The sequence below is a fragment of the uncultured Arthrobacter sp. genome (genome assembly GCF_947495145.1).
In the GTDB taxonomy this organism is placed as follows: domain Bacteria; phylum Actinomycetota; class Actinomycetes; order Actinomycetales; family Micrococcaceae; genus Arthrobacter_D.
The window spans coordinates 176135-201273 of record NZ_CANLXP010000002.1 but is presented as its reverse complement, the minus strand read 5'-3'; the positions used below and the strand labels follow the sequence as shown (position 1 = coordinate 201273).

Below are 25139 nucleotides of genomic sequence, written 5' to 3'. Positions count from 1 at the left end.
AACAGCGTCGATGGCCGTCTGGGCACGGGTGGGAGCCTCGGCGGTCAGGTTTACGGTGGAAGTTTCATTGGTCACCCGTCGAGCCTAACGGCACGTTGTTGCCCACGGGAACAGAGCTGTCCACCCTTTGGCGGGATCGTGACCGGATCGTGTTCCGGCTGTGCTGGAGTGGAAGCAGCCATCGGGCCTACCTTTGATCACCGGCGAATCCGTTATGAGGGGACACGTATGAGCAGTATCGCAAGAAGGCTTCTTGCCTCGGTTCTGGCCGCCGAAGTGCTGGCGCTTACCGGCTGTGGAACGCCCGCCGCACCGCAGCAGCGAATCGCTGATGTCCAGCGTCAGTCCGTGGCTTTGACGGACCATCCCGACGCCATTGCCGCGCTGCGGAAATCCTCCTACCGCATTGGCGCATCGATGCTTGCGGCGGCCCCGGACAGGAACCAGGTCACCAGTCCGGTCAGCGCCCTCGCAGCGCTCGCCATGCTGAGGGTCGGTGCACGGACGACGACGGCGGCAGAGATGGACTCGGTTCTCGGTCTACCGACGGAACACCGTGACGAGGCGATGAATGCTCTGCTGACGGACTGGAAACTGCACGACGGCGACCCCGGCACAGTGGACGACGAGGAATCGCCGGCGGATCCGTTGTTTCACCTTGCAAACGGGCTCTTCCCGGCAGAGGATCTGGTGCTTGAGGACGCATTCCTTGAGCTGCTGGCAGAACAGTACGGCTCCGGCGTTTATCCGGTGGACTACGCGGGTGAGGGCGCGCTCGATGCCATGAACGCGTGGGTGAACCAGCACACCGGCGGGCGGATCGAGGAAGTGCCGATCGAGCCCACGGAGCTGACCCGCCTGAACATCATCAACACGGTCTACTTCGCTGCTGCCTGGGCTGACCCGTTTGATCCAACCAACACGAGTCCGGGTTTGTTCGCCACCGACGGCGGCAACGTTGAGGCTCCGCTTATGCACACGGTGCTCCCGCTGAGCTACGCGGAGGGCGACGGCTGGCAGGGCATCGACCTGCCCTATAACAACGGATTCAGCATGCGGCTGATTCTGCCGGCAGCAGGCTCCAGCCCCGTTCTCGACGAGACGGCGCTGGCAGAGGTGAACGCCATGATGGACGGCGCCGGTGAAGCGCTCGTTGCGCTTACCGTGCCGTCCTGGGATCACACGTACGACCTCGACCTCAAGGAGGTGCTCACCACTATGGGGCTGGAGGAGGCTATGGGTATGACGCCCGACTTCAGCGGCATCAGCGCCGACGGACTCTACGTGGAGGGCGCCGCCCAATCAGCCAACATCACGGTTGCCGAAAAGGGCACCATCGCCGCCGCCGTGACCCAGATCAGCATGGCCGAGTCTGGATTCGCCGAGCCGGACATTGAACTGGCCTTCGACCGGCCGTTCCTGTACCAGATCCTTCACGAAGACACCGGGTTGCCGCTGTTCCTCGGAACGGTGCTGGACCCGAGCCAGGGTTAGCGTCAGGAAAGCTTTGCCACGGTCAGGAGAACAACGGACTCCTCGATTGCCTCGAGGGAATGGCGCGACTGGGGGACGATCAGCAGATCCCCAGGGGATCCTTCCCAGGACACGTCGCCTGCGCGGAGCGTCACGCGGCCCTGCAGCACCTGGACCGTAGCCTCGCCGGGATTCTCGTGTTCGGCCATCAACTCGCCTGCGAGCAGGGCGATCATGGTCTGGCGCAAGGTCTGCTCGTGTCCGCCGAAGACCGTCCGGGCGCTCCGTCCGCTCGAGGCGTTCCGGGCGAGTTCGAGCTGGTTCCGCAGCAACGCGGTCAGTGACATTTTCTGCACGTTACTGTCCGCCTCAGACTGCCTGGACACTGCGGCCGCTGATCTTCGAGGTTCGGATCTGCACGAAGGTGGTCCGTGATCCTCCGGCCCATGGCTCCTGGGCCGACCGCCCCCACAGTTCGGTCAGCAACGCGTCGTCGCGGACAATATCAGCGGTTCCGTTGGCCAGAACGGACCAGCCGGCCATCGCCTCCGACCGGACCTCGTCCACCTGGAAAGCGCAGTCACCCAGGGGAAGCACACTGCCGATATCCCCGTCCTCACGCGTCCGGAAGTAGATGCCGCCGTCCTGTACCAGGTAGTTGACGGGGTAAATCTGGATCGAGCCGTCCCGCAGGAAACCGAACCTGCCGGTCTGCTGCGTACTCAGCAGCGCCCAGCACCTGGTTTCCGAGAGATCCTCCGACATGTGGAGCGTGCCAGGCTGTCCTCGATACTCGTCTTCCCTGGGGTCCATCAGGTTCCTTCCGCCGGGTTGGGCTACCCCCAGCCTATGGTTGTTCGCCGGTGTTGCGAAAGGACTCTTCGAAGTTACCGTCTGGCGCTCACCATCAGGCGCTGACCGTCACGCTTTTCGTCACGCGCCTACCGTAAGGCGCTGCGGCGCCACGAACCGGGCCCCGGCCGCGGACCCAGCCGCAGTTGGTCCCGCCGGATCCAGGTGCGGTGCGAAGCCGGCCGGCGTCCGTCGTCGTCGTTCCCCTGCAGTCCAAGCACGACGACGGCGAGGGCCGCCAGCTCCTCCGGCGTCGGGTTCCCTGCAACCACCTGGAAGAACGGAGTTTCCTGCTGGGATTCCTGCAGTGCTTCCTGCGAACTTTCGTGCGCTGCTTCCTGCACAGGCAACATATCGGCACTCATAGCGGGATGTTCCCGTGCTTCTTGGCGGGCAGCGAGGCGCGTTTGTCGCGCAGGGCCCGCAGGCCGCGGACCACCTGGACGCGGGTGTCCGACGGGGCGATCACGGCGTCGACGTAGCCCAGCTGGGCAGCCTGGTAAGGGTTGAGCAGTTCCTCTTCGTACTGGTTGACCACCTCGGTGCGGGCGGCTTCAACGTTGCCGCCGGCGTCGGCCACTGATTTCAGATGACCGCGGTAGAGGATGTTCACGGCGCCCTGAGCGCCCATGACGCCGATCTGCGCGGTAGGCCAGGCCAGGTTGATGTCCGCACCGAGTTTCTTGGAACCCATCACGATGTACGCGCCGCCGTAGGCCTTGCGGGTGATGATGGTCAGCTTGGGAACCGTTGCCTCCGCATAGGCGTACAGGAGCTTGGCCCCGCGCCGGATGATGCCGTTGAACTCCTGGTCCTTCCCCGGCAGGAAGCCCGGCACGTCCACCAGGGTGAGGATCGGGATGTTGAACGCGTCGCAGTGGCGGACAAACCGTGCGGCTTTCTCGGAGGCAGCGATGTCGAGGGTGCCCGCGAACTGCATCGGCTGGTTGGCGACGATGCCGATGGTGTGGCCCTCGACGCGGGCGTAGCCGATCACCACGTTCGGCGCGTACAGCGACTGCATCTCCAGGAAGTGGCCGTCGTCAACGATCGTCGAAATGACGGTATGCATGTCGTACGGCTGGTTGGCGGAGTCGGGGATGAGCGTATCGAGCTGGGCGTCAACCTCGTTGAGTTCAAGCTCCTCGGTGAACTCGGTAAGCGGCGCTTCGGCGAGGTTGTTCGAGGGCAGGAAGTCGAGCAGCTCCCGGACGAAGTCGATGGCATCCTGCTCATCGGCGGCCAGGTAGGTGGAGGTGCCCGTGGTGGAGTTGTGCTGGCGCGCACCTCCCAGGGTTTCCATGTCCACGTCCTCGCCGGTGACGGTCTTGATGACGTCGGGGCCGGTGATGAACATGTGCGAGCTCTTGTCCACCATGACCACGTAGTCGGTCAGGGCAGGGGAGTACGCGGCGCCGCCGGCACACGGGCCCATGATGAGCGAGATCTGCGGGACCACACCCGAGGCGTGGACGTTGTTCCGGAAGATGTCAGCGAACATCGCGAGCGAAGCGACGCCCTCCTGGATACGTGCGCCGCCGCCGTCGTTGATGCCCACCAGCGGGCAGCCGTTGCGGAGGGCAAACTCCTGGACCTTGACGATCTTCTCGCCGTTGACCTGGCTGAGCGACCCGCCGTACACCGTGAAGTCCTGGCTGTAGATTGCGATCTGCCGCCCGTCCACGGTGGCGTAACCGGACACCACGCCGTCGCCGAGCGGCTTCTTCTTCTCCATCCCGAACGCCGTGGACCGGTGGACGGCGAGGGCATCGAACTCCACGAAGGACCCCGGGTCCACGAGCAGCTCGATGCGTTCACGTGCCGTTCCCTTGCCTCGCGCGTGCTGCTTCTCGATTGCTTCCTGGCCCGACGGCGCGAGCGTGCGTTCCTGCCGTTGCCGGAAGTCGGCGAGCTTTCCCGCCGTCGTCTGGAGGTCAGGGCCGGCATCGACAGCGACTTCTGTGAGGGTGGCGGCCTGATCGAGGGGAAGCGTTTCGGGTTGCATCGAGTCTCTTCCGATTGATGTCTGGGGTAGCTGGCAGGTAGCCGGTTCCGCAGGGGGGCGTTAAGTAGGTTTCCTCCAAAGAACCGGGCTTCCCGCCCAGTCTAATGAGCTAATCGACCCCGATGGCTGTAGAACACCTACAACAACTCCTCAAAAGACTTAGCGCCGCGCCGGAAGTTACTCGCGGGTAACAATTAGGCTTTCGACCCCGTCTTCGGATTATGGTGTCCCCTATGACTCGCAATGGCGCAGCTACGCCCGGCACCCTTTCCGGGCGCACCATCCTCATGTCCGGCGGCAGCAGGGGCATCGGCCTCGCAATCGCCCTTCGCGCGGCCCGCGACGGCGCCAACGTCGCCATCCTCGCCAAAACCGGTGAGCCCCACCCCAGCCTCGAAGGCACCGTCCATACCGCCGCGGAGCAGATCCGTGCGGCGGGCGGAGGCGCGCTGGCCCTCGTTGGGGACGTAAGGAACGACGACGACGTGGCCTCGGCAGTGGAGGCGACGGTCGCCGAATTCGGGGGCATCGACGTCGTGGTCAACAATGCGTCGGCAATTGATCTGTCCAGGACGCCCGACGTCTCAATGAAGCGTTACGACCTCATGGCGGACATCAACGTTCGCGGCACCTTCATGCTCAGCAAGTTCGCCCTTCCGGCGCTGCGCGAGGCGGCCAACCCGCATATCCTGACGCTCTCTCCGCCGCTGAACCTTGACCCGGTCTGGGCGGGAAAGCACCTGGCCTACACCATGGCGAAGTACGGCATGAGCCTGACAACTCTCGGGCTGGCCGAGGAACTGCGCGGTGACGGTATCGCGGTCAACTCGCTGTGGCCGCGCACGCTGATCGACACCGCGGCAATCCGCAACATGCCCGGCGGCAGCGAGCTGATCCAGGCAGCACGGAAGCCCGACATCGTTGCGGATGCCGCGCACGCCGTACTGCTTCGGCCGGCGGGCGAGTGCACGGGGAACTTCTTCACCGACGAGGAGGTGCTGCGCTCCGAAGGCGTCACGGACTTCAGCGGGTACAGCCAGGGAGCGCCAGAGAACCGCCTCGTGCCCGACATCTTCCTGTAGGCCTCCGCGCCCGCGCCTGCGACACCTGCCCGGCCGGGCACGCGGGCCCCGCCCAGTAGGCTTGGAGAATGACGTCCCGCTACTCCAACCTTGAACGTCCAGGCCTGGACGAGGCCGGCCTGCGCGAGGCGCTGTGCCGCCCGCACGGCAGCTACGGCAGGCTGGACCTGGTGGAGGCGACCGGGTCCACGAACACCGACCTCGTCCGCCACGCCGTTGGAGAACCGTCGCAGTGGCCGGACCTCAGCGTGCTCACCGCCGAGGAGCAGACCGCCGGGCGTGGCCGAATGGACCGGATCTGGATTGCTCCGGAGCGGTCCTCACTCTTTGTCAGCGTGCTCCTGCGTCCCCGAAACCCGGAGGGCCGGCCGCTGCCCACGCAGAGCTACGCGTGGATGTCCCTGCTTGCCGCCCTTGCGCTTTCGGAGAGCATCGAGGACCGTACTGAGATCTCTCCCCAACTCAAGTGGCCCAACGATGTCCACGTTGACGGACGCAAGCTCGCCGGTGTCCTTGCCCAGCTGGTGCCCGGTGCCAACGCTGAGCCGCCCGCCGTCGTCGTGGGTGCCGGCGTCAACGTCAGCCTCACTGACCAGGAACTGCCGGTTCCCACGGCCACCAGCCTGCTCCTTGAATATGCCACCACCACCGACCGCAACGTGCTGCTAAAGGCCTACTTGCGCCGGTTTGCTGCGCACTACGGTGAGTTCACCGCGGTCGACGGCGATGCCACCCGTTCCTGGAGCGACGGCACCTCGCTGCTCGCACGGGTGAGCGAACGGATGGTCACGCTTGGCCAGGACGTGCAGGCGGACCTGCCCAACGGCACCGTCATCACCGGGCGCGCAATGAACCTCGACTCCCACGGAGCGCTGGTGGTTCGCGATGACGACGGCGAGAGGCACACTGTCGCTGCCGGCGACGTCGTGCATCTGCGGCCGCTGACGCTGTAAATGGGCGTGCGGACAATGCGCAACGCGGCTGACGCGACAACGCCCAACGCACCTGACACGCTGCCATGCGGATAAGGCTCGAGCCGGGCGAGCGCGTGGTGGTGCGCACGCGGCCGCATCCGCGCCGGCTGCTCGTTCCCTTCTGCGTGGCCCTGCTGATCCTGGCCGGTGCCGGGTACGGGCTGGGCTGGTTCAGCCGCTCGCAGCTGCCGCTCGGGTGGGAGCAGTGGGGGCCGGCGGTGGTGATCGGCTTCCTGATTTTTGCGCTGCTGCTCCTGTTCCGCATCTTCCTCCGGCCGTTGATGCGGTGGGCGGGAACGCGGTACATCCTGACGAGCCGCAGGCTGATCCGGCGGGCTGGATTCACCCGGCGCAGTGAGCGCGAAGTGAGGCTCACGGGGATATTCCAGATCATCATTGAGCAGAACCTCACCGAACGGTTCACCGGCGGAGGGACCCTCATCGTCGATCTGGGGCGTGACCGGATGCTGTCCTTCGCCGAGGTTCCGCAGGTGCACACGTTCAAGCAGTACATGGTGGCGGCGATCAGCGATCTTCCATTGACCGCCATGTTCGATGGTGTAGATATGGAAGCCGATCCAATGGACGGGACAGAAGACGATGCATGGAACAGGAGTGGTGATGAGCGCGAACAGCGGCACGGATGGAACTGAACCCAGCGCCGACGACTCCTTCGACGAGAATTCTGACGACAATCCGCTGACGCTGTCGATGCCCGTGTTCAACCGGGCGGATCTGCCGCCTCCGCCGGACAAACTGGACCGCGATGCCATCCGGAAGCTCGAGGTCGAACTGCTCGGAGCGGAACGCACGCTGCGCCGACGCGAAGTCGCCTCCGGCGCCGGGGTGTCCCTGTTGTCCGCGCGGAAGCTCTGGCGGGCGATGGGCTTTCCCAACATTGGGGACGACGACGTCGCATTCACCGAGAAGGACATGGGCGCCCTCACCACCATCATCGAGTTGGTGCGCAAGGAACAACTCACCGAGTCCGCGGCGATCTCGATCACGCGCGCGATCGGGCAGATGACGGACCGCATGGTGGTGTGGCAGATCGAAGCCTTGGTCGAGGAAATGGTGGTGCAACGCGGAATTTTAGACGCCGCCGCCCGCCGAAACCTTGTGGCGGAACTTCCACAGCTGATTGAGCCGCTCGAGGAAACGCTGGTCTATGCCTGGCGCCGACAGATGAACGCAGCGGTGCAGCGGCTGGCCGTGAGAGCCGAGTCAGGGCTTGCCTCCAGCGAGGCCGGCCGCGAAGGCACGGAGGATGACGCGCCGCTGCCCCTGGCGCGCGCCGTCGGCTTCGCCGATCTCGTGTCCTACACAAGTCTGTCGCGGCAGATGAATGAGCGCACGCTGGCCCAACTGGTGCAGCGGTTCGATAACATGTGCGCGGAAATCATCTCCGTTGGCGGCGGGCGACTGGTGAAGACCATCGGCGACGAAGTGCTCTACATTGCCGAAACACCTGAGGCGGGCGCGGAAATCTCGCTGGCGCTCGCCAAGGCCTTCACCGAGGACGATCTGCTGCCCTCGGCCCGCGTCTCGATGGTGTGGGGCCGAATCCTGTCCCGGCTGGGAGATATCTACGGGCCCACGGTGAACCTTGCCTCACGCCTTACCTCCCTCGCGGAACCCGGAACGGTGCTGATCGATGCGTCCACCGCAGCAACTCTGCGCGACAACGACCGCTTTGTCCTCATGCCGCACAAAGCGCGAACGGTGCGTGGTTTCGGGGAAGTGCACCCGGTCACTCTCGCCCGCGGAACGGGTACCGGACTGATTCTGGACTGACCGTCTGGACTGAACGTTTCGACTCCGGTCGGGCATGGCAATCCCGGCTGCCGGTCCAGCCCTCCGGCCCCGGCATGGGCACAAGTACCCACTCGGGCCGGTCCGGCATCCTGCTGCAACCGTGCAACACTTTAATCGGTCAAGTATTCAGCCGACCGCCCTCTTCGTTGCGTACGGGCGGTCGTCCAGCGTCTCATCCGGGGAAAATTTGTGAAGCTACTGAACCGCCTTCGACGATTCAGCACCAGACACAAGCGGGCATTATCGGCATCCACTGTGTCTGCGGTCAGTATTGGCATGGTGAGTGGTGCGCTGTTGTATCCCGGTTTTGCCACGGCCGAGGTTGATCTGAACGACGGCGGCGTGTGGGTGACGAATAACAACACCGGGATGGTGGGTCACCTTAACTATCAGTCGCGGCTCCTCGATGGCGGGTACGCGGCGAACAGTGACGGCTTCGATGTCATTCAGGATCAGGCCACGGTCTTCAATATCAATTCTGATCAGTCGAAGGTCAGTCCGGTGGATGTGGCGAACGTTGTCCGCGGCACCGAGGTGCAGTTGCCGGGATCGGCAGCGGTGGCGATGGGCGGTACGACGGCGGCGGTGACTGACCTTGCCGGTGGTGCGGTGTGGATTACCACGGTGCAGAACCTTGCCGCTTTCAGCGACCAGGAGACCGAGCCGGTAGTGACCGGTTCTTCCGGTGTGGTGGCGGCGGTGTCCTCCAACAATCATGTGCTGGTCGCGGACCCGAACGCTGCAACTGTCTCCTCCTATCCGGTTGCAGCGGATGGCACTTTTGAGGAGCCGACGGTTGTTGAGGCGGAGGCGCTGGGATCGTTTGGGGACGCGCAGATTGCTGCGGTGGGGGATCAGGCGGTGGTTCTCGACGGGGAATCGGGGCAGTTGGTCCTGCCGAATGGTGAGGCTGTGACCCTTCCGGATGCTGCGGGGGGCCGGTTGCAGCAGAGTGGGCCGGCAGGCAGCTTCGCGGTGGTGGCGACGCCGACGTCGTTGATCAAGCAGCCGCTGAACGGCGGCGATCCGGTCATCACGCCGTTGGAGTCCACGGGGGTTCCTGCTGCGCCGGTGCAGTTGGATGGGTGCGTTCACGCTGCGTGGGCCGGGGCTGCGGTCTATCTGCGGGACTGCGTCGATGATGCCAATGACCAGCGCAAGGACATCCCCGAACTCGGTGCGGAGTCGGAGCTGGTGTTCCGGGTGAACCGCAGCGTCGTGGTCCTCAACGACATCAACGCCGGTGATGTGTGGCTGGTTCTGCAGAATATGCAGTTGGTGGATAACTGGGGTGACATTATCCCGCCGAAGCAGGATTCCGACGACGAGGATCAAGAGTCGGCGAGCGAGAACCCGGTGAACACGCTACCGGACCGCAGCGGTGAAAACCGGCCGCCGGTGGCTGAGGACGACTCCTACGGTGCTCGTGCGGGCAAGACGACAATCCTCAATGTGCTGACGAATGACACGGACCCGGACGGGGACTTGCTTACGACCCGATTGAGCGGGGAGCAGCCGGCGGCAGGCAGTGTGCAACCCATCTATAACGGAGCCGGTCTGCAGATCGTGGTTCCAGCGGACGCTCCGGCGGGCATTTCTACGTTCAGTTACGAGGTTGAAGACGGACGTGGCGGCAGCGACGCTGCGCAGGTCTCCGTCGATGTTCGCGGTGCTGAGTCGAATGAGCCGCCGAAGCCTTTGCGGCCGACGAAGATCCTCGTGGAGGAGGGGAAGTCGGTCAGCCAGAACATCCTCTCCGGTTGGACGGATCCGGATGGTGATGATCTGTTCCTGGTCAGCGCGGAGCCGACCCCTGATGGGGACCAGGTCCGTACGCGTACGGACGGGCTGCTGACGTTCCGCGATGTCGGCAAGGGCCAGGGCGTCAAAGAAGTCAACATCGTCGTCTCGGACGGCCGTGAGGAAGTCCCCGGCGTCATCAGCTTCGATGTGAGGGCGTCGGGGACGCTGGCGCCGGTGGTCAATTTCGATCACTTCACTGCCGTCGTCGGGCAGGAATCCCAGCTGAGTCCGCTGCAGAATGATCTTGATCCGGCCGGAGGCCAGCTGAGCCTGGCGAAGGCCGAGCTCACCGGCGGCGATGCAACACTGACACCGGACTACGACACGGGCACTATCGCGTTCACGCCGAACGCTGCGGGAACTTTCTACGTGGAGTATCTGGTGACCAACGGGCCGCAAAGTGCCAGCGGCCTGATCCGGGTTGATGCGAAAGCCGACGGTGCGGAAGGTGCTCCCGTCGCCGTCCGCGATGTCGCGCTGCTGCCACGCAACGGTGATGTGCTGGTCGATGTGCTCGGAAACGACAGCGACCCGGGCGGTGGCGTTTTGGTGGTGCAGTCCGTCGATGTTCCGGCAGGCTCGCCGGTGGACGTAGCGATCCTGAATCACAACGTGCTGCGCATTCATGACGTGCGCAATCTCAGTGAGCAGACCACCATTACCTACACCATCTCGAACGGCAAGGCGTCGGCGACCGGTGAAGTCAGCGTGTTGCCCGTGGAGGGGCCGGAAACGCTTCTCCCGCCGCAGGCCAACTCCGATGAGGTGACGGTGCGGGCCGGTGACGTGGTCAATATTCCGGTGCTCGACAATGACACCCACCCCAACGGCGATGAGCTGACGTTGAGCCCGGTGCTGGCGCAGGGGATCGACCTTGCCGACGGCCGGATCTTCGCCTCGGAGAACTCGTTGCGCTTCGTCGCGGGCACGACGGCGAAGACCGTCTACGCGATTTACGAGGTGCTGGACAGCACCGGGCAGACCGACTCCGCCGAAGTGAGGATCAATATCCGGCCGCTGGATGAGCGGAACACGCCGCCGGTGCCGAAGAACCTCGATGCGCGGGTGATTGCCGGGTCCACGGTGCGCATTCCGGTTCCGCTGGACGGGATCGACGCGGACGGCGACTCGTCCTTCCTGACTGATATTGACGTCGCGCCGAAGATGGGCGCGGCGGTGCCTGGTCCGAACTACATCGACTTCACCGCGTCCGCCACCGGCGCCGGAACGGACTCTTTTACTTACACCGTGCGGGACCGGCTCGGTCTGGAGAACACCGGCACGGTCCAGGTGGGCATCGCCCCTGCCGCTGAGGCGAACCAGAAGCCGATCGCAGTGAATGACGGCGTGATCCTGCGGCCGGGCCGCGCGATCGCCGTCGATGCGTTGCGCAATGATTCGGATCCGGACGGGGACCCGATCGCGCTTGATCCGGAGGCTCTCGTGGCCACGCCGGAAGAGATGGCGCCTGAAGTGGTGGAGGGCCGGGTGCTGTTCAGTGCACCGCAGGCCGAGGGTGATTTCAGCGTCCGCTACGGTGTGGCTGATGACCGCGGCGGTACTGCGAACGGGAACATCAACGTCACCGTCGATCAGAACGCACCCTTGCTCTTGCCGATTGCGCGCGATGACCGGGTGGAGCCGGAAGAGACCCGCGGCCAGACGGCTGTGGACGTGCCGGTCCTGAAAAACGATGAGGACCCCGACGGTGTGGCTGAGGACCTGATCGTTCAGGTCGATCCGGCAGATACGACCGCCACAGTGGGAGCGGAGAACATCGTCCGCGTTGAGCTCACCGAGCAGGCCCAGATCATTCCGTACACGGTCGAGGACATCGACGGTGGCATCGCGACTGCGGTCATCTGGGTGCCCGGATTGAGTGAGCAGTACCCAACCCTCATCAGCGACGCACCGATCGACGTGAACGCGGGAGAGGAGCTCTCCCTTGACCTGCGGGAACTGGTGGAAGTCCGCGAGGGCCGCACCCCACGGCTGACTGTGACCGAAAAGGTCTCAGCAATCGGCACCAGCAACGCCAACGACTGGGTGATCGACCCAAACAACCTCCGCTACGCCGCGGACGTCAGTTACGCCGGCAAAGGCTCCATCACCTTCGAAGTCACAGACGGCACCGGGCCAGACGACCCCGAAGGCCTGAGCTCAACCCTGACCGTACTTACCAACGTGATCCCCGCTGCCGAAAGCCCCAACATCCCGCCCACCCTGAACTCAGGCTCACTGGAAGTTGCAGTAGCTGAGCCGGCGGTCTCCCTGGATCTAGCCGGCCTTGCCTCCGATCCCAACCCCGAGGACACCCTGGAATTCTCGCTGACCGGGGACCAACCCGCCGGTTTCGACATCTCCCTCGACGGCTCGGTTCTGAGCGTCGCACCCGGCGACAATTCTGAGGCCGGGCTCACCGGCGTCATGGGCATTTCGGTATCGGACGGAGAGGAATCGGCGACTAACGCAGTGGCCCTGACGGTGTTGGCGTCGAACCGGCCGCTTCCGGTGGCGAATGACGACGAAGTCCCCGACGCGGTGCAGGGTGAACCTGTCCCCGTGGATGTGCTCGCCAACGACGTGAATCCCTTCCCGGAGGAACCACTGCGCATTGTGGACGTGGTCGCTGACGGGAACGGGAGCGTTTCGCAGCAGGGCGAGTCGGTTCTCGTGACACCGGCTGAGTCCTTCGTTGGGACGATGACCGTGCAGTACACGGTGCAGGACAAGACGGCTGACCAATCGCGCTTGGCGACGGGGCAGATTGTTCTGACGGTAAAGGGTAAGCCGGGTGCGCCGTCGACGCCGGTGGTGGAGAGCACCCGGAACAAGTCGGTCGTGTTGTCGTGGGACCCGCCGGCTGACAACGGTTCGCCGATCACCGGTTACACGGTGACGAGTAACAACGGGTTCTCCCAGGAATGCCCGGCGACCACGTGCACGCTGACCGGGCTCACCAACAATGTCGAGTACGTGTTCACGGTGACTGCGGTCAATGACATCGGCACGTCCGATCCCTCACCTGAGTCAGCGGTGGCGCGTCCGGACACGCAGCCGGCCCAGCCCGCCCCGCCGACGTTAGTGTTCGGGGACGGGTCGCTGACGGTCAACTGGACTCCGCCGGCGAACGAGGGTTCACCGATCGAGGGCTATGACCTGCAGATTTCACCCGCACCACCGAACGGTGCGGTGCAGCGCAGCGCGACCGGCAGCCCGCTGACGTGGGAGGGTCTGGAGAACGGAACCGCCTACAAGGTGAGGGTTCAGGCGCGCAACGCTGCTCCGGAGCCGTCGGAGTGGAGTGATTACTCCGCGGCGGAGACTCCCGCTGGCTTGCCGGGAACACCCGCGGCGCCGACGACGACGCGTGCCCAGGATCTGGGCAGCGAGAGTCAGTTGGTGGTCGATTGGGCGGACGTGACCCCAAACGGTGCACCGGTGACGAAGTACCAGGTCCAGGAGTTCCGCGGTGGCGCCCTGGTGCGCACACTGCCGGAGGTCCAGGCGTCCGAGCAGACGATCGTGGTGCCCAACGCCGAGGCGGATTACAGTTACGCGGTCCGCGCCTACAACAAGGCAGGCTGGACCGAGTATGGTGCCCAGTCAGCGCCTCGTCGCGCGGTTGGTTCTCCTGCGGCACCGAGCAACGTGAGCCTGAAGGAAACTCGTACCGGCGCTGAGGGCCGCCACGTCCAAATCAACTTCAGCGAACTCAACGCGCAGCAGCGCAACGGCGCACGAGCGTCCGAAGTCAGCTACCAGGCGACGTTCAACAATCGTCAGATGATGGTCAGGCCGGGCCAGGAGATCGGCGGATTCGCCAACGGGTCTGCAGTGACCGCTACGGTCACTGCCATCGTCAACAGCGATGGTGCCAGCTACTCAAGTGCACCCGTCACCTCCAACCAGGTAAGCCCTTACGGCAGCCCGGGAAAGCCCTCGGCGAGCGGACAAAACGGAGCGCAGAACGAGAACAGCGTCACCTTCAACTGGGGGCCGCCCGACACCGGCGCCCGAGACGTCAAGCAGATTCAGATCAGCGTCGACGGCGGTGGTTGGCAGAATGTTGCCAATTCCGGTTCGAGGCGGGTCAGCGGCAACTTTGAACAACAGCACGAGATTCGGGTTCGCTCGCTGAATTCCCGCGGTGAGGCAGGGGGAATTGCAAGCGCTACAGCCCGTGCCGGCAAGGAACAACCGAGCCAGCTCGACACACGCCTGCTGGGGCACATGGAACGAAGCTGCACCGACCCGGCGAACCGGGCCACCTACGATCCAAAGGAGTTCACGTGCGAAGGCGTGGGCGGAAATAATCCCCCGTGGTTCTACGCAATGCACCAGTTCACTGTCGGTTGCTGGATTCACCACACCGATGGATACGGCCGGGCCGGTCAGTGGTACCGGATCGTCGGAGGACCTCGCAACGTCGGCCGCTACATCGACGCCGGCCACGTGACGGTCGGAGGCCCCGCCCAGAGCAAGCTCCCGCAGTGCTGACACCCAGCGGTCTGCACGTATTCTTTCCCGTGGGCAAGCACGGATTCCGCAAGAGAAAAAGGAACAGATCATCATGACAATGACCGCTGAGCAGGCCGCGTGGTTCGCCGGGACCTTCGACAAGCTAGTGGGCAACGTGGGGCAGGCCGTCCTCGGCAAGTCCCACGTGGTGCGGCTTGTCCTGACAGCCATGCTCGCCGAGGGGCATGTGCTGCTTGAGGACGCTCCCGGAACCGGCAAAACCATGCTCGCCCGGTCGCTTGCCGCCACAGTGCAGGGAACGCACTCGCGCATCCAGTTCACCCCTGACCTGCTGCCCTCGGACGTTACGGGCATCACCATCTATGACCAGAAGACCCAGGAATTCGAGTTCCACAAGGGCCCCATCTTCGCCAACATCGTGCTCGCTGATGAGATCAACCGGGCGTCGCCGAAGACCCAGTCGGCACTGCTGGAGGTCATGGAAGAGTCACGGGTGACCGTGGACGGCGTCAGCTACACCAACGAGCGCCCGTTCATGGTGATTGCAACCCAGAACCCGATCGAGCAGGCCGGAACCTACCGGCTGCCCGAAGCACAGCTTGACCGCTTCCTCATCAAGACGATGATCGGCTACCCGGACCACGCATCAACGGTCCAGCTGCTCAGTGGATCCTCGACGCGCGACCGTTCCGCGGCTCTGACTCCGATCATCACCACGCAGGCAATCAAGGACATGGCGGATCTCGCGACGGAAACCCACGTCGATTCAGCCGTCCTCGAGTACATTTCACGGCTCACGGAGGAAACCCGCTCCGCTCTCGAGACCCGCCTCGGAGTGAGCGTCCGTGGCGCACTGGCGATGGTCCGCACCGCAAAGGTCTGGGCTGCAGGCCAGGGCCGTCACTACGTCCTGCCCGACGACGTCAAGGAACTGGCACCGTACGTGTGGACCCACCGGTTTGTCATGGATCCCGAAGCGGAGTTCGCCGGTGCAACGCCCGAGGCTGTCCTGCGCCGCGTGCTCGCCGATGTGTCAGCTCCCCAGCAGCGCGCCACAGCCTGACCCGACTGATCCTCCATGGCAACCAGTACCGAAACCGCTGAAAAGCGCGCCTCACGACGGCGCGCAGCCGATCCCGTGCGCCGTCGCGCGGCCAGGCCGTCCCCGGCACGGAGCGGAAAGCAGAAACGTACGACGCCGCCGTCGTCCCGCCTCCACCCGCGGTCACTGACACGGGAGGCCTGGCAGCTGGTACGTGCCGCAGGTACGCCGGTTGTCCAGCGCGTGCTCGCTGCCCTGCGGAAGTACTGCGGCCCCGTCGTGGGAGTGGTCAGCCCGCTCGGCTGGATCATCGCGGTGATGGTCGCAGCGCTGTGGGTGCTCGGTTCAGTGTTCGACTGGCGCGAAGCACTGGTTGCCGCCCTGCTGGGCACGGTGCTGTTCCTCCTGGCGGTGGGATTCATTCTCGGCCGATCGTCCTACGCGGTCGAGCTCGACCTGACCCGGACGCGCGTCGCGGTGGGGGACCGTGCGGTCGGAAGCGTTGCCGTGTCCAATACCTCCGCCAAACCGCTGTTACCGGCCTCACTGGAACTGCCGGTGGGAGCGGCCACTGCCATCTTCCACCTGCCTCGGCTGAAACCGCACCAACTGCACGAGGACCTGTTCACCATCCCCACCCAGCGGCGTGCCGTCATCGTGGTGGGGCCGGTCCGTTCAGTGCGCGCCGACCCGCTGAGCCTGCTGCGCCGACAGGTTTTCTGGACGGAGCCGACCGACCTCTACGTGCACCCGAAGACCGTTGCGCTGGTGGGTTCGGCAGCGGGCTTCATCAAGGACCTGGAGGGGCTGCCCACCAAGGACCTCTCCAGCGCCGACGTATCTTTCCACGCACTGCGCGACTATGTGCCCGGCGATGACCGCCGCCACATCCACTGGAAGACGACGGCGCGGACCGGCCAGCTCATGGTCCGCCAATTCGAGGAGACCCGACGCTCACACCTCGCCGTCGCGCTCTCGACCAACACCTCGGAATACGCGTCGAACGCGGAGTTCGAGCTGGGCGTCTCAGTTGCCGGCTCAATCGGGCTGCAGGCCATCCGGGAGCAGCGGAACCTCAGCGTGCTCACCCAGGACGGCCCCGTCCGTTCCGAAACCGGCCGCAACCTGCTCGATGACATGACCCGCATCGAGGGCCGCAGCCGCCGCCTTACCGCGGTGGACCTGGCGAGGACGACGGCGGACACAGTCCCCAACGCGTCAGTGGTGTTCTTCGTGGTGGGTCCCCACGTGACCCCGTCCCAGCTCCGTTCGGCCGCTGCTTCGGTTCCGCCCGGTATCCGGTGCATTGCCATCCGTTGCGTCAGCGGCCAGGAACCGGGAAGGGCAACCATCGGCGACCTCACCGTGCTCACCCTCAGCAACCTGTCCGACCTCGCCTTGATCCTCCGAAAGGCAGCAGCATGAGCCGCCGGCTAGGCAGCACCGCCCGTCCCATGCCGGGGCGGTTCCAGGCCAGCATCGACGTCGCCGCGCTGGTTGTCCTCCTCGGCCTCGGCGTCCTCGGCTTCGGTCCCACTTTCGGAGGGGATGTCCGCTACCTCGCGGCCGGCTTTGGCGGCCTCGCCATCGGCCTTCTCAATGCCTGGCTGAGCTCCCGCCACCGGTGGGGCTTCTGGCCGACCGCCGGTGTGCTGCTGGGCGCCTACCTCCTGCTGGGGCACGCACTGGCCGCGCCGGTCGAGTCTTTCCTGGGATTCCTGCCCACCCTCGAATCGCTGCGCGTCCTGATCGTCGGCATCATCTTCTCGTGGAAGGACCTGTTGACCGTCGCGGACCCCGTGGGCATCAGCCGGGGGATGCTGGTGGTCCCTTTCCTCTCGGCGCTCCTGCTCTCTGCCGGAGCCGGGCTGCTCGCCTGGCGGGTCCGCACGCCGTACTGGGTGCTCCTGCCGGTGCTCGGCCTGTTTGTCGCCAGTATCGCGTTCGGTACCAACCGTGCGGCGCTGCCGGAACTCCGCGGGATCCTGCTGGTTGTCGTGGCAACCGCCTGGCTGGCGTACCGCCGGGACATAGCGCGGACGGACAACACGGACGCGCTGTCAGCCAACGTGGCGGCTCCGCCGGATCCAGCTGCCGCCGGCGGGCGCGGCGGGATCTTTTCCTCCAACAGGGCGCGCCGGCTGGGGCTGGGCGGAGCGGTGCTCGCCGTCGGAACCATCCTCACCCTGGTGGTGAGTCCGGTGCTGGCGGGCAACACGGACCGGGATGTGCTTCGCGACGTCGTCGAGCCGCCTGTTGACCTGTTCGACTATCCGAGCCCGCTCACCAGCTTCCGCAAGTACGTCAAGGACCAGGCTGAGGAAACTCTTCTGACCGTCGACGGACTGCCCGAGGGGCAGCGGATCCGGCTCGCCGCCATGGACGCGTATGACGGCGTGGTGTACAACGTGAACCCGCAGGCCGCGGGCAATTTCGCCCGGGTAGGGGACGCGCAGCAGCTCGGCAGCGCAGACATCGCCGAGGACGAGGGCACCGTTGCGACACTCGACATCAGCATCGGCGCCTACAACGGCGTGTGGCTGCCCTCAGGTGGTGAACTGCTCGGCGTTGACCTCAACGGTCCGCGGTCACAGGAGCTGAACCGGTCGCTGTACTACAACAATGACGCGCTGACCGCACTGTCGACCATCGGCGTCCAGTCGGGCGATACCTACAGCGTCAACGTGGTCTTCCCCGAGATTCCCAGCGATGAGGTGCTCACCCAGTACGACTTCGCGGAGCTCAGCCTCCCGCGCGTCCAGAATGAGCCGCCGGTCATTGCGTCCAAGGCAAGCGAGTACGTGGGCGAGGTGTCGGATCCGATCGAGCGCGCGCGGCGCCTCGAGCAGGTGCTGAGCTCGCAGGGATTCTTCAGCAACGGCAAGGACGGGGAAGCGCCGTCGCTGCCCGGTCACGGAGCCGCGCGCATGCTCACCCTCCTGGATGCAGAACAGATGGTGGGCGACGACGAACAATACGCCGTCTCAATGGCGCTGATGGCTCGCAAGCTGAACATCCCTGCCCGCGTGGTGATGGGCTTCTACCCGGACTGGGACGAGATCGAAGACCCTTCCGCGCCGCTCGCCCTGACCGGGGAAGACGTCCATGCCTGGGTTGAAATCGCATTCGACAATGCCGGCTGGGTGCCGTTCGACCCAACCCCGCCCGAGGACAACGAGCCCGTGCCGCCGCAGCAGCAGCCGAAGTCATCGCCAAAGCCGCAGGTCCTGCAGCCGCCGCCACCGCCGCAGGAGCCGGCCGAACTGCCGCCGGACTCCGCTCCTGAACCGCAAGACGCCGAAGACCGCACCAAGGACTTCTGGGACGATTGGGGTCCGCTCATCCGCGCTATCGCGCTGGCCCTGATTCCGTTGGGCGTGCTGCTTCTGCCGCTGCTGCTCATTGTGCTGCTGAAGGTACGACGGCGGAAGCGGCGTGCGAATGTCGGTGCGCCATCCCAGCGGGTCGGTGGAGGCTGGAGCGAGGTGCTGAGCCTTGCGACTGACCTGGGAGCTGAGACAAATGCCAGGGCCACCCGCCGCGAAAGCGCACGTGAGCTCGGGCAGGCTTTCCCGGCCAGCGCTGGTTCCACCACACTCCTCGCCGAGCGTGCCGATGCCAACATCTTCGCGTACGGCGAGCCCACTGAACGCGAGGTGGGGGAGTACTGGACTGCCGTCGAGTCCTCACTGGATGACATGCGCGGCTCGGTCGGCTGGTTCCGAAGGCAGCGTGCACGGTTCTCGCCGCGCTCGCTCATCCGCGAAACGCGCGCCAGGGCGGGCCGGCGCACGCCGCAACGGAGCAATGGCGAAGGCACGGGCAGCGGCAGCCGCACCGGTACCGGAACCGGTACCGGCACCGGGAAGGGCAGAGGCACCGGCACCGGCCCGGGCAGCGGCCCGGTGCGAAGGCGCGACTCATGACGGCACCTGCTCAGGAGTGCCCGCGCTGCTCCTCCCGGATAGCTCCCGGAACCGCATATTGCGTGCGCTGCGGCGCTTCCATTCCCAATCGCACCGCCCATGTCCGTACAGTGGATCCACCGGGCAACGCGCTGGCGCATCCTGACGCCCGGATGAACGGTGAGGGAGGACAGCGGGGCACCATGGCTCAGCTCAACCTGGAGAACGGCTCAGCGGGCAAGCGGCTCGGAGCAAAACTGGTTGACGGTATTCCGCCTGCGCTGATTACCGGGCTGGCCGCCGTCGTCGGTATGCCGTTGATCGGCTACGAGCAGGTGTCGGCGAGCTCCGCCGTCGTGGATCTCAGTATGTTCTTTGTGGTGACGGGTGCAGGCAGCCTCCTCGCGCTTGGCTACTGGATCTTTCTGTGGGGTTGGGAAGCCAGGACAGGAAAGACGCTCGGCAACCTGATGTTCGGTCTGCGGACCACCAATGAGGAGGGCCTTGCCCCCGGGTGGCTGGCTGTCTTCCTGCGGAACCTCATCATCGGGCTGTCGGGCATTGTTCCGGTGATCGGCTTTGTGATCGTCATGATCTCCAACCTGTTCGATTCGAACGGCAAGCGTCAGGGCTGGTATGACAAAGCTGCCCGCACCTTTGTGTTCGATATCCGGCGCGGGCGCAATCCGCTGGTCACCGGCGGAATCAACGGACCGTCGTCGTTCGCCCCGCAACCGCAGCCGCCTGCCGTGCAGCCGATTCCATCGCCGGTTATCTCGCGGCGTGCACCGGGAGCGTCCCAGCCGGAGCCGCAGCCGGCCGTTTCCCAGCCCGGACCGGCCGTTTCCCAGCCTGGGCCAGCCGTTTCCCAGCCGCAGCAGTCCACGTTCCAGCCTGAGCCGGTGGTCTTCCAGTCCGAGAAGGTTCCGACGGGCAGGACTGCACCGCTTCACGACTTCGACTTCGCCCACCCGGACGAGGAAGGCGGAGAGACCGTTGTGTCCCGGCGTTCCGCGGCCGTGCCCCCGAACTCAGATCCATTCACGCGCAATGCGGTTAGGATCCGGCTCGACGACGGACGCGACGTCGTGCTCCAGTCTGCAGCGCTGGTGGGCCGCAACCCGGCCGCGAAGGACAACGAGCCTGCGCAATTGATTCCCGTCAAGGATGAGGGCCGATCAGTTTCGAAAACCCACCTGCACCTGCGGGTGGAGGCGGGCAGGCTCTGGGTGACCGACCGGCATTCAACCAACGGCAGTGCGGTGTCCGGCGCCGATGGTGAACGCACTCCGCTGCCCGGCGGGCAGCCCTACTGGGCAGCACCGGGATCAACGGTGCACTTCGGCGACCACAGCTTCAAGGTGGAACAGGCATGAATAATCCGGAACAGACAAAGGACTGGGATATCAAACTCACCGTCGGGTACGCGTCCGACCGCGGACTCAAGCGTCAACTGAACGAGGACTCGCTGATTGCATCTGAACCGATTTTTGCGGTGGCGGACGGCATGGGCGGGCATGAGGCAGGTGAGGTTGCCTCCGGAATCTGTGTGCGGACATTGGCGGAGAGCAGCATCATCGGTGAGCACGCACCGAGTTTCTCGGCCTCGGACCTTGAGGACCTGCTGCAGACCGCTGATGAGCGAATCCGTGCCGAGACGGGCGGCCGGGCGGGTACCACACTGTCCGGAGTCGTCTTCGTCGAGGAGTCGGGGATGCCGTACTGGCTGTTCTTCAATGTGGGCGATTCGCGTACCTATCGGCTGAGCCAGGGCCGGTTCGGGCAGATCTCAGTTGACCATTCCGAGGTGCAGGAGCTCGTCGACCGCGGCCATATTACGCAGGAGCAGGCGGCAGGCCATCCCCGGCGTCACGTCATCACCCGGGCGCTTGGCACCGGCGACGATTCAGAGGCCGACTACTGGCTCATGCCCGTGGAAGTGGGGGACCGGATCCTCATCTGTTCCGACGGGCTGAGTACCGAGGTATCCGATGACGGTATCTACACGGTGCTCAGCTCCGTGAGTGATCCCCAGCAGGCCGCTGATGCGCTGGTGCAGGAAACCCTCCGGTCAGGAGCGCGCGACAACGTGACCGTTGTGGTGGTGGATGCCCACTGGGTCGACGGCGATGCTGACCTCCACACAACGGCGCCCCGCGACCCGGAAGCGGAGCGTTCGTGAGCAGTGTCCGTTACCGCCCGGGGGAGGGCTGGCTCAGTGTGGTGCGTTCCGGCGTCGTCGTTCTGATGCCCGCGAGCACTCCGCCGGATGTGCTCGACCGCCTGTGGCACCAGTTGGGGGAGAGTCCCAACCTGCAGGCCGTGCTGCCGATTGTGGCGGGCGGATTTGGCCAGGATCTTGGGTCGATGCCGCCGTTCGGCCTGGTGTCCTACACCGACAGGCTGCATGTGCTGCTTCGCGGGCCGGTTCACTTGAGCATTACTTACGCCCAGGGTGCGGCGACGGTCGAGCTTTCCGGCGAGCACGTCACCACGTGGACCGAGCGGATTATCGACGACGGCGGGGACCGCTTCATTCTCAGCGCCGCAACAGACGGAGCCGGCGCAGATGCGTCTGCGTTTGAGGTGTCAGCGTTTCCGCTGGAAGCCGGGATCGTTCGTTCGTCGGGGGTCAGCGTTGGATTGACTGGCCGGGCCGGGTCCGAACCCGTCAATACTCCGACGCCCGAACCGGCCGGATCTCCTGTGCCCGAACCGAGCAGTCCTCTGGTGCCCGAACCGGCGGACACCGCTGACGATGATCCCGAACGGGCGATCACGGGAGCCGTTGAGGCCGAGGAATTCGCGACGATCAACCCGAACCTCTACCTCACCTCCACCGACAGCGTCGATGAGGATGGTCAGCGCATCGGGGACGGTGCTGACAGTGTCGGCGATGACCAGAACCAGGAATCCGAACCGGACCCGGAGCTTCAAACGACCGGTTATGACCACCTGTGGGACCAGACGGTTCTGCGCCGGGTGGAGGACGCCGCCGTGCGTCCACCTGAGGAGGACAACTCGTCCTACGACGACGACGACGCACGCGCGGGTTCGGATGCGGAAGAGGAGCCGCGGGCGTCCGCCGAATCAGCCCCCTCCGGAACTGGCGTGTCCCACGATGCAGCGGTGCCGCCGTCGTCGGCGTCCTCAAACGATCCCGCTTCGAAGCCGACTCCCGAGCGCACTCCTGAACCGACTCCGATCCCACTGTCTGCGCCGGGCCAGTTGATCGACTCAGTACCGTGGGCGCGCAAGAGTGCCCGGACTGATGAGCCGCCGGCCGTGTCGGTCAATGAGACACCTCAGGCAACAGCTATGCCGCCTGCGGCAGCCGCACCAGAGGCCGCACGCTCGACCTCACTCCCGGCGGCGAGCCAAACCGCGAGCCAGAACCAGCTCGACTCGGATGACCATGATGGCCAGACGATTATGCGCAGCGACCTGCAGAACCAGCCGGCCCAGAACCAATCGGCCGAGTCTCAGCCAGCCCAGAACCAATCGGCCCAGAATCAGCCGGCGTCCGAGTCCCGGCCCGCCACCGGGCCGCTGGTGCTGGCCCGGCTGTGCCCGCAGGGCCACGCGAACCCACCCGAAGCGCCGGACTGCGGCGAATGTTCCCAACCGCTCGACGGTGAACCGCGGGAGGTCCCGCGACCCAGCCTAGGCACCATGCGCATCTCAACCGGCGAAGTGATGGAGCTGGACCAGTCGCTGATTATCGGACGGCAGCCCTCAGTCTCACGCGTGCAGGGCCGGGGCATGCCGAAACTGGTGCAGGTCACCAGCACCGGCGGTGACATCTCGCGCTCGCACGTGGAGGTGCGGCTCGATGGCTGGCACGTACTGCTGTGCGACCTCAAGGCCACCAACGGCACCGTCCTGATCCGTCCGGGCCAGCCGCCTCGCCGCCTGGGTGGGGGAGAAACCGCGTTCCTGCTCGACGGCGACGTAGCTCAGCTCGGCGACGACGTCTTCCTGCGTTTCGAGGGTCTGCGATGAGTTCACGGCGCGCCGCCGCACCGCCACCGCACATCCCGGGCTACCGCTACATCAGCCTGCTCGGCTCGGGCGGCTTCTCCGACGTCTACCTGTACGAACAGGACCGCCCGCGCCGCCGGGTGGCCGTGAAAGTACTGGTGTCGGGCCTGCTGACCGAGGGTGCCCGCAAGGCGTTCGAGTCCGAGGCCAACCTCATGGCCCAGCTCTCCACGCACCCGTACATCGTCACCATCTACGAAGCGAACATCACCGACGACGGTCACTCCTACCTCGCAATGGAGTACTGCTCCCGGCCCAGCCTCGACGTGCGGTACCGCAAGGCGCGGCTGTCCCTCGCCGAGACCCTGACGATCGGCATCCAGGTTTCTTCGGCCGTGGAGTCCGCGCACCGGGCCGGCATTGTGCACCGCGACATCAAACCGGCGAACATCCTGGTGACCGACTACAACCGCCCGGCCCTGACCGACTTCGGGATTTCCGGCACCACTGACGGCGCCGCAGATGAAGACCTCGGCATGTCCATTCCGTGGTCCCCGCCGGAGGCCTTCGAAGGCGGCAGCGTGAACGGCGTCCGGATGGACGTCTGGTCGCTCGGAGCTACCCTTTATACGCTGCTCGCCGGACGGTCACCCTTTGTGTTCCCGGGCATGGACAACGCCCAGCGGCAGTTGATGGACCGCATCGGGTCCATGCCGCTGGCACCGATCGGACGGGACGACGTTCCGCAGTCTCTCGAGCTCGCCCTCTCAACCGCAATGGCGAAGAACCCGGCCGCCCGCTACAGCTCCGCGCACTTCTTCGCGCTCACGCTGCAGCGGATCCAGACGGAACTGGGCATCTCCGTCACCCCTTTCGAGGTGCTCGATGAGACCGAGCACGTGCGCAATGACGACGACGCCGCCGAGGCCACCCGGGTGCGCAAGGTCATCTCGATCGATCCAGAGTCCCCAACCTTCTCACCCACTTTCCCGACGGCGGCACGCACCGCGCCGCCCGCACGCACCGCGCCGCCCGTTCGCCCGGCGCAGGACGGGGCGCCCACGTACCCGTCGCCGTCGTCGGCTGCTTCTTCCCACGCGGCGCAGCCGGCCGCCGACAACGACGCAACCGAAGATCATGCCTGGCGGGACCGCACAGTTCTTCGCGGCGGGGATCCGCACGGCGACTCGGTACGCCTGGACACGACAGTCAACCGGCCGGCGGATGCACTGCTACGAACCGACCGGACCGACCGGGCCGACGGAACGGACGGAGTCGAGCCTGCTCGGCGCAAGCGGGGCCCGCTTGTCGGCATCCTGCTGGGGCTCGTGGTGCTTGCCGGCGTCGTCATCGGAGGGTTCGCCGTCGTGAATGGGCAGCCGGAGGACCAGCCCACGGTGGCGCCGCCCACCCAACCGCCGCCCGACGCGCTGGCGGGGGTGGAGGGAGTTGTGCCGACGCCCACCGACATCACGGCGGCGGAATCGGGCAACAATGTGGTCTTCACGTGGACCAACCCCGATCCGCAGGAGGGCGACGTCTACCGTTTCCGCACGGTGACCGTGACGGAGGAGGGCGACTGGGACCGGACGGTGCAGACCGAGGCGCCGGTCGTCGCCAATCCGGACGGTCCCACCTGCGCTGATATACAGATAGTGCGGGCAAACGGAATTGCATCCGACCCTGAACGTGCCTGCTGGCCTGAGTGATTCGAAGGGAATACCC

17 protein-coding genes are annotated in these 25139 nt (G+C 65.5%); 13 read left to right on the top strand and 4 right to left on the bottom strand.

Annotation, left to right across the window (positions count from 1 at the left end):
• Positions 1-228 precede the first annotated feature (228 nt).
• Complete coding sequence (locus tag Q0877_RS02380) at positions 229-1494, top strand: serpin family protein (protein WP_299165489.1); 1266 nt, start codon at positions 229-231, stop codon at positions 1492-1494.
• 2 nt (positions 1495-1496) lie between these two features.
• Here Q0877_RS02380 and Q0877_RS02375 read toward each other — a convergent pair whose 3' ends face one another.
• The 4 genes from Q0877_RS02375 to Q0877_RS02360 all read right to left on the bottom strand — a co-directional run bounded on the left by Q0877_RS02375 (position 1497) and on the right by Q0877_RS02360 (position 4330).
• Positions 1497-1829 carry a cupin domain-containing protein gene (locus tag Q0877_RS02375; protein ID WP_299165487.1) on the bottom strand — a complete coding sequence of 111 codons (333 nt, stop codon included), beginning with the start codon at positions 1827-1829 and terminating at the stop codon, positions 1497-1499.
• Positions 1830-1842: 13 nt separating this feature from the next.
• Positions 1843-2286 (bottom strand): pyridoxamine 5'-phosphate oxidase family protein, encoded by a 444-nt coding sequence (locus Q0877_RS02370; RefSeq protein WP_299165486.1) that lies wholly within the window; start codon positions 2284-2286, stop codon positions 1843-1845.
• 128 nt (positions 2287-2414) lie between these two features.
• Positions 2415-2690 carry an acyl-CoA carboxylase subunit epsilon gene (locus Q0877_RS02365; RefSeq protein WP_299165485.1) on the bottom strand — a complete coding sequence of 92 codons (276 nt, stop codon included), beginning with the start codon at positions 2688-2690 and terminating at the stop codon, positions 2415-2417.
• A complete protein-coding gene (locus Q0877_RS02360) occupies positions 2687-4330 on the bottom strand; it encodes an acyl-CoA carboxylase subunit beta (protein ID WP_299165483.1) in 1644 nt (547 codons plus the stop codon). The genes Q0877_RS02365 and Q0877_RS02360 overlap by 4 nt, the downstream gene beginning before the upstream one ends.
• A gap of 233 nt (positions 4331-4563) precedes the next feature.
• Between Q0877_RS02360 and Q0877_RS02355 the strand changes: the two genes are divergently transcribed.
• The 12 genes from Q0877_RS02355 to Q0877_RS02300 all read left to right on the top strand — a co-directional run bounded on the left by Q0877_RS02355 (position 4564) and on the right by Q0877_RS02300 (position 25123).
• Positions 4564-5412: an NAD(P)-dependent oxidoreductase gene (locus tag Q0877_RS02355; RefSeq protein WP_299165481.1), complete on the top strand. Its 849-nt coding sequence runs from the start codon at positions 4564-4566 to the stop codon at positions 5410-5412.
• A 68-nt stretch (positions 5413-5480) separates the two neighbouring features.
• The gene (locus Q0877_RS02350) at positions 5481-6365 is read left to right on the top strand and encodes a biotin--[acetyl-CoA-carboxylase] ligase (RefSeq protein WP_299165479.1); all 885 of its coding nucleotides are present in this window, start codon (positions 5481-5483) and stop codon (positions 6363-6365) included.
• 65 nt (positions 6366-6430) lie between these two features.
• Entirely contained in the window at positions 6431-7039 is a 609-nt protein-coding gene (locus Q0877_RS02345) for a PH domain-containing protein (protein ID WP_299165478.1), read from the top strand.
• Positions 7040-7097: 58 nt separating this feature from the next.
• On the top strand, positions 7098-8180 hold the full coding sequence (locus Q0877_RS02340; RefSeq protein WP_299165581.1) for an adenylate/guanylate cyclase domain-containing protein: 1083 nt from the start codon (positions 7098-7100) through the stop codon (positions 8178-8180).
• A 276-nt stretch (positions 8181-8456) separates the two neighbouring features.
• Positions 8457-14504: an Ig-like domain-containing protein gene (locus Q0877_RS02335; RefSeq protein WP_299165476.1), complete on the top strand. Its 6048-nt coding sequence runs from the start codon at positions 8457-8459 to the stop codon at positions 14502-14504.
• A gap of 73 nt (positions 14505-14577) precedes the next feature.
• Positions 14578-15549 carry a MoxR family ATPase gene (locus tag Q0877_RS02330; protein ID WP_299165475.1) on the top strand — a complete coding sequence of 324 codons (972 nt, stop codon included), beginning with the start codon at positions 14578-14580 and terminating at the stop codon, positions 15547-15549.
• Between the two features lie 15 nt (positions 15550-15564).
• Positions 15565-16953 (top strand): DUF58 domain-containing protein, encoded by a 1389-nt coding sequence (locus Q0877_RS02325; protein ID WP_299165474.1) that lies wholly within the window; start codon positions 15565-15567, stop codon positions 16951-16953.
• Positions 16950-19454: a transglutaminase domain-containing protein gene (locus tag Q0877_RS02320; protein WP_299165472.1), complete on the top strand. Its 2505-nt coding sequence runs from the start codon at positions 16950-16952 to the stop codon at positions 19452-19454. The genes Q0877_RS02325 and Q0877_RS02320 overlap by 4 nt, the downstream gene beginning before the upstream one ends.
• Positions 19451-20809 carry an RDD family protein gene (locus Q0877_RS02315; RefSeq protein WP_299165471.1) on the top strand — a complete coding sequence of 453 codons (1359 nt, stop codon included), beginning with the start codon at positions 19451-19453 and terminating at the stop codon, positions 20807-20809. Before Q0877_RS02320 ends, Q0877_RS02315 begins: the two co-directional genes overlap by 4 nt.
• Complete coding sequence (locus tag Q0877_RS02310) at positions 20806-21615, top strand: PP2C family serine/threonine-protein phosphatase (protein ID WP_299165470.1); 810 nt, start codon at positions 20806-20808, stop codon at positions 21613-21615. The genes Q0877_RS02315 and Q0877_RS02310 overlap by 4 nt, the downstream gene beginning before the upstream one ends.
• Positions 21612-23435 carry a hypothetical protein gene (locus tag Q0877_RS02305; protein ID WP_299165469.1) on the top strand — a complete coding sequence of 608 codons (1824 nt, stop codon included), beginning with the start codon at positions 21612-21614 and terminating at the stop codon, positions 23433-23435. The genes Q0877_RS02310 and Q0877_RS02305 overlap by 4 nt, the downstream gene beginning before the upstream one ends.
• Positions 23432-25123 carry a serine/threonine-protein kinase gene (locus tag Q0877_RS02300; protein ID WP_299165468.1) on the top strand — a complete coding sequence of 564 codons (1692 nt, stop codon included), beginning with the start codon at positions 23432-23434 and terminating at the stop codon, positions 25121-25123. The genes Q0877_RS02305 and Q0877_RS02300 overlap by 4 nt, the downstream gene beginning before the upstream one ends.
• The last annotated feature ends 16 nt before the right edge of the window (positions 25124-25139 follow it).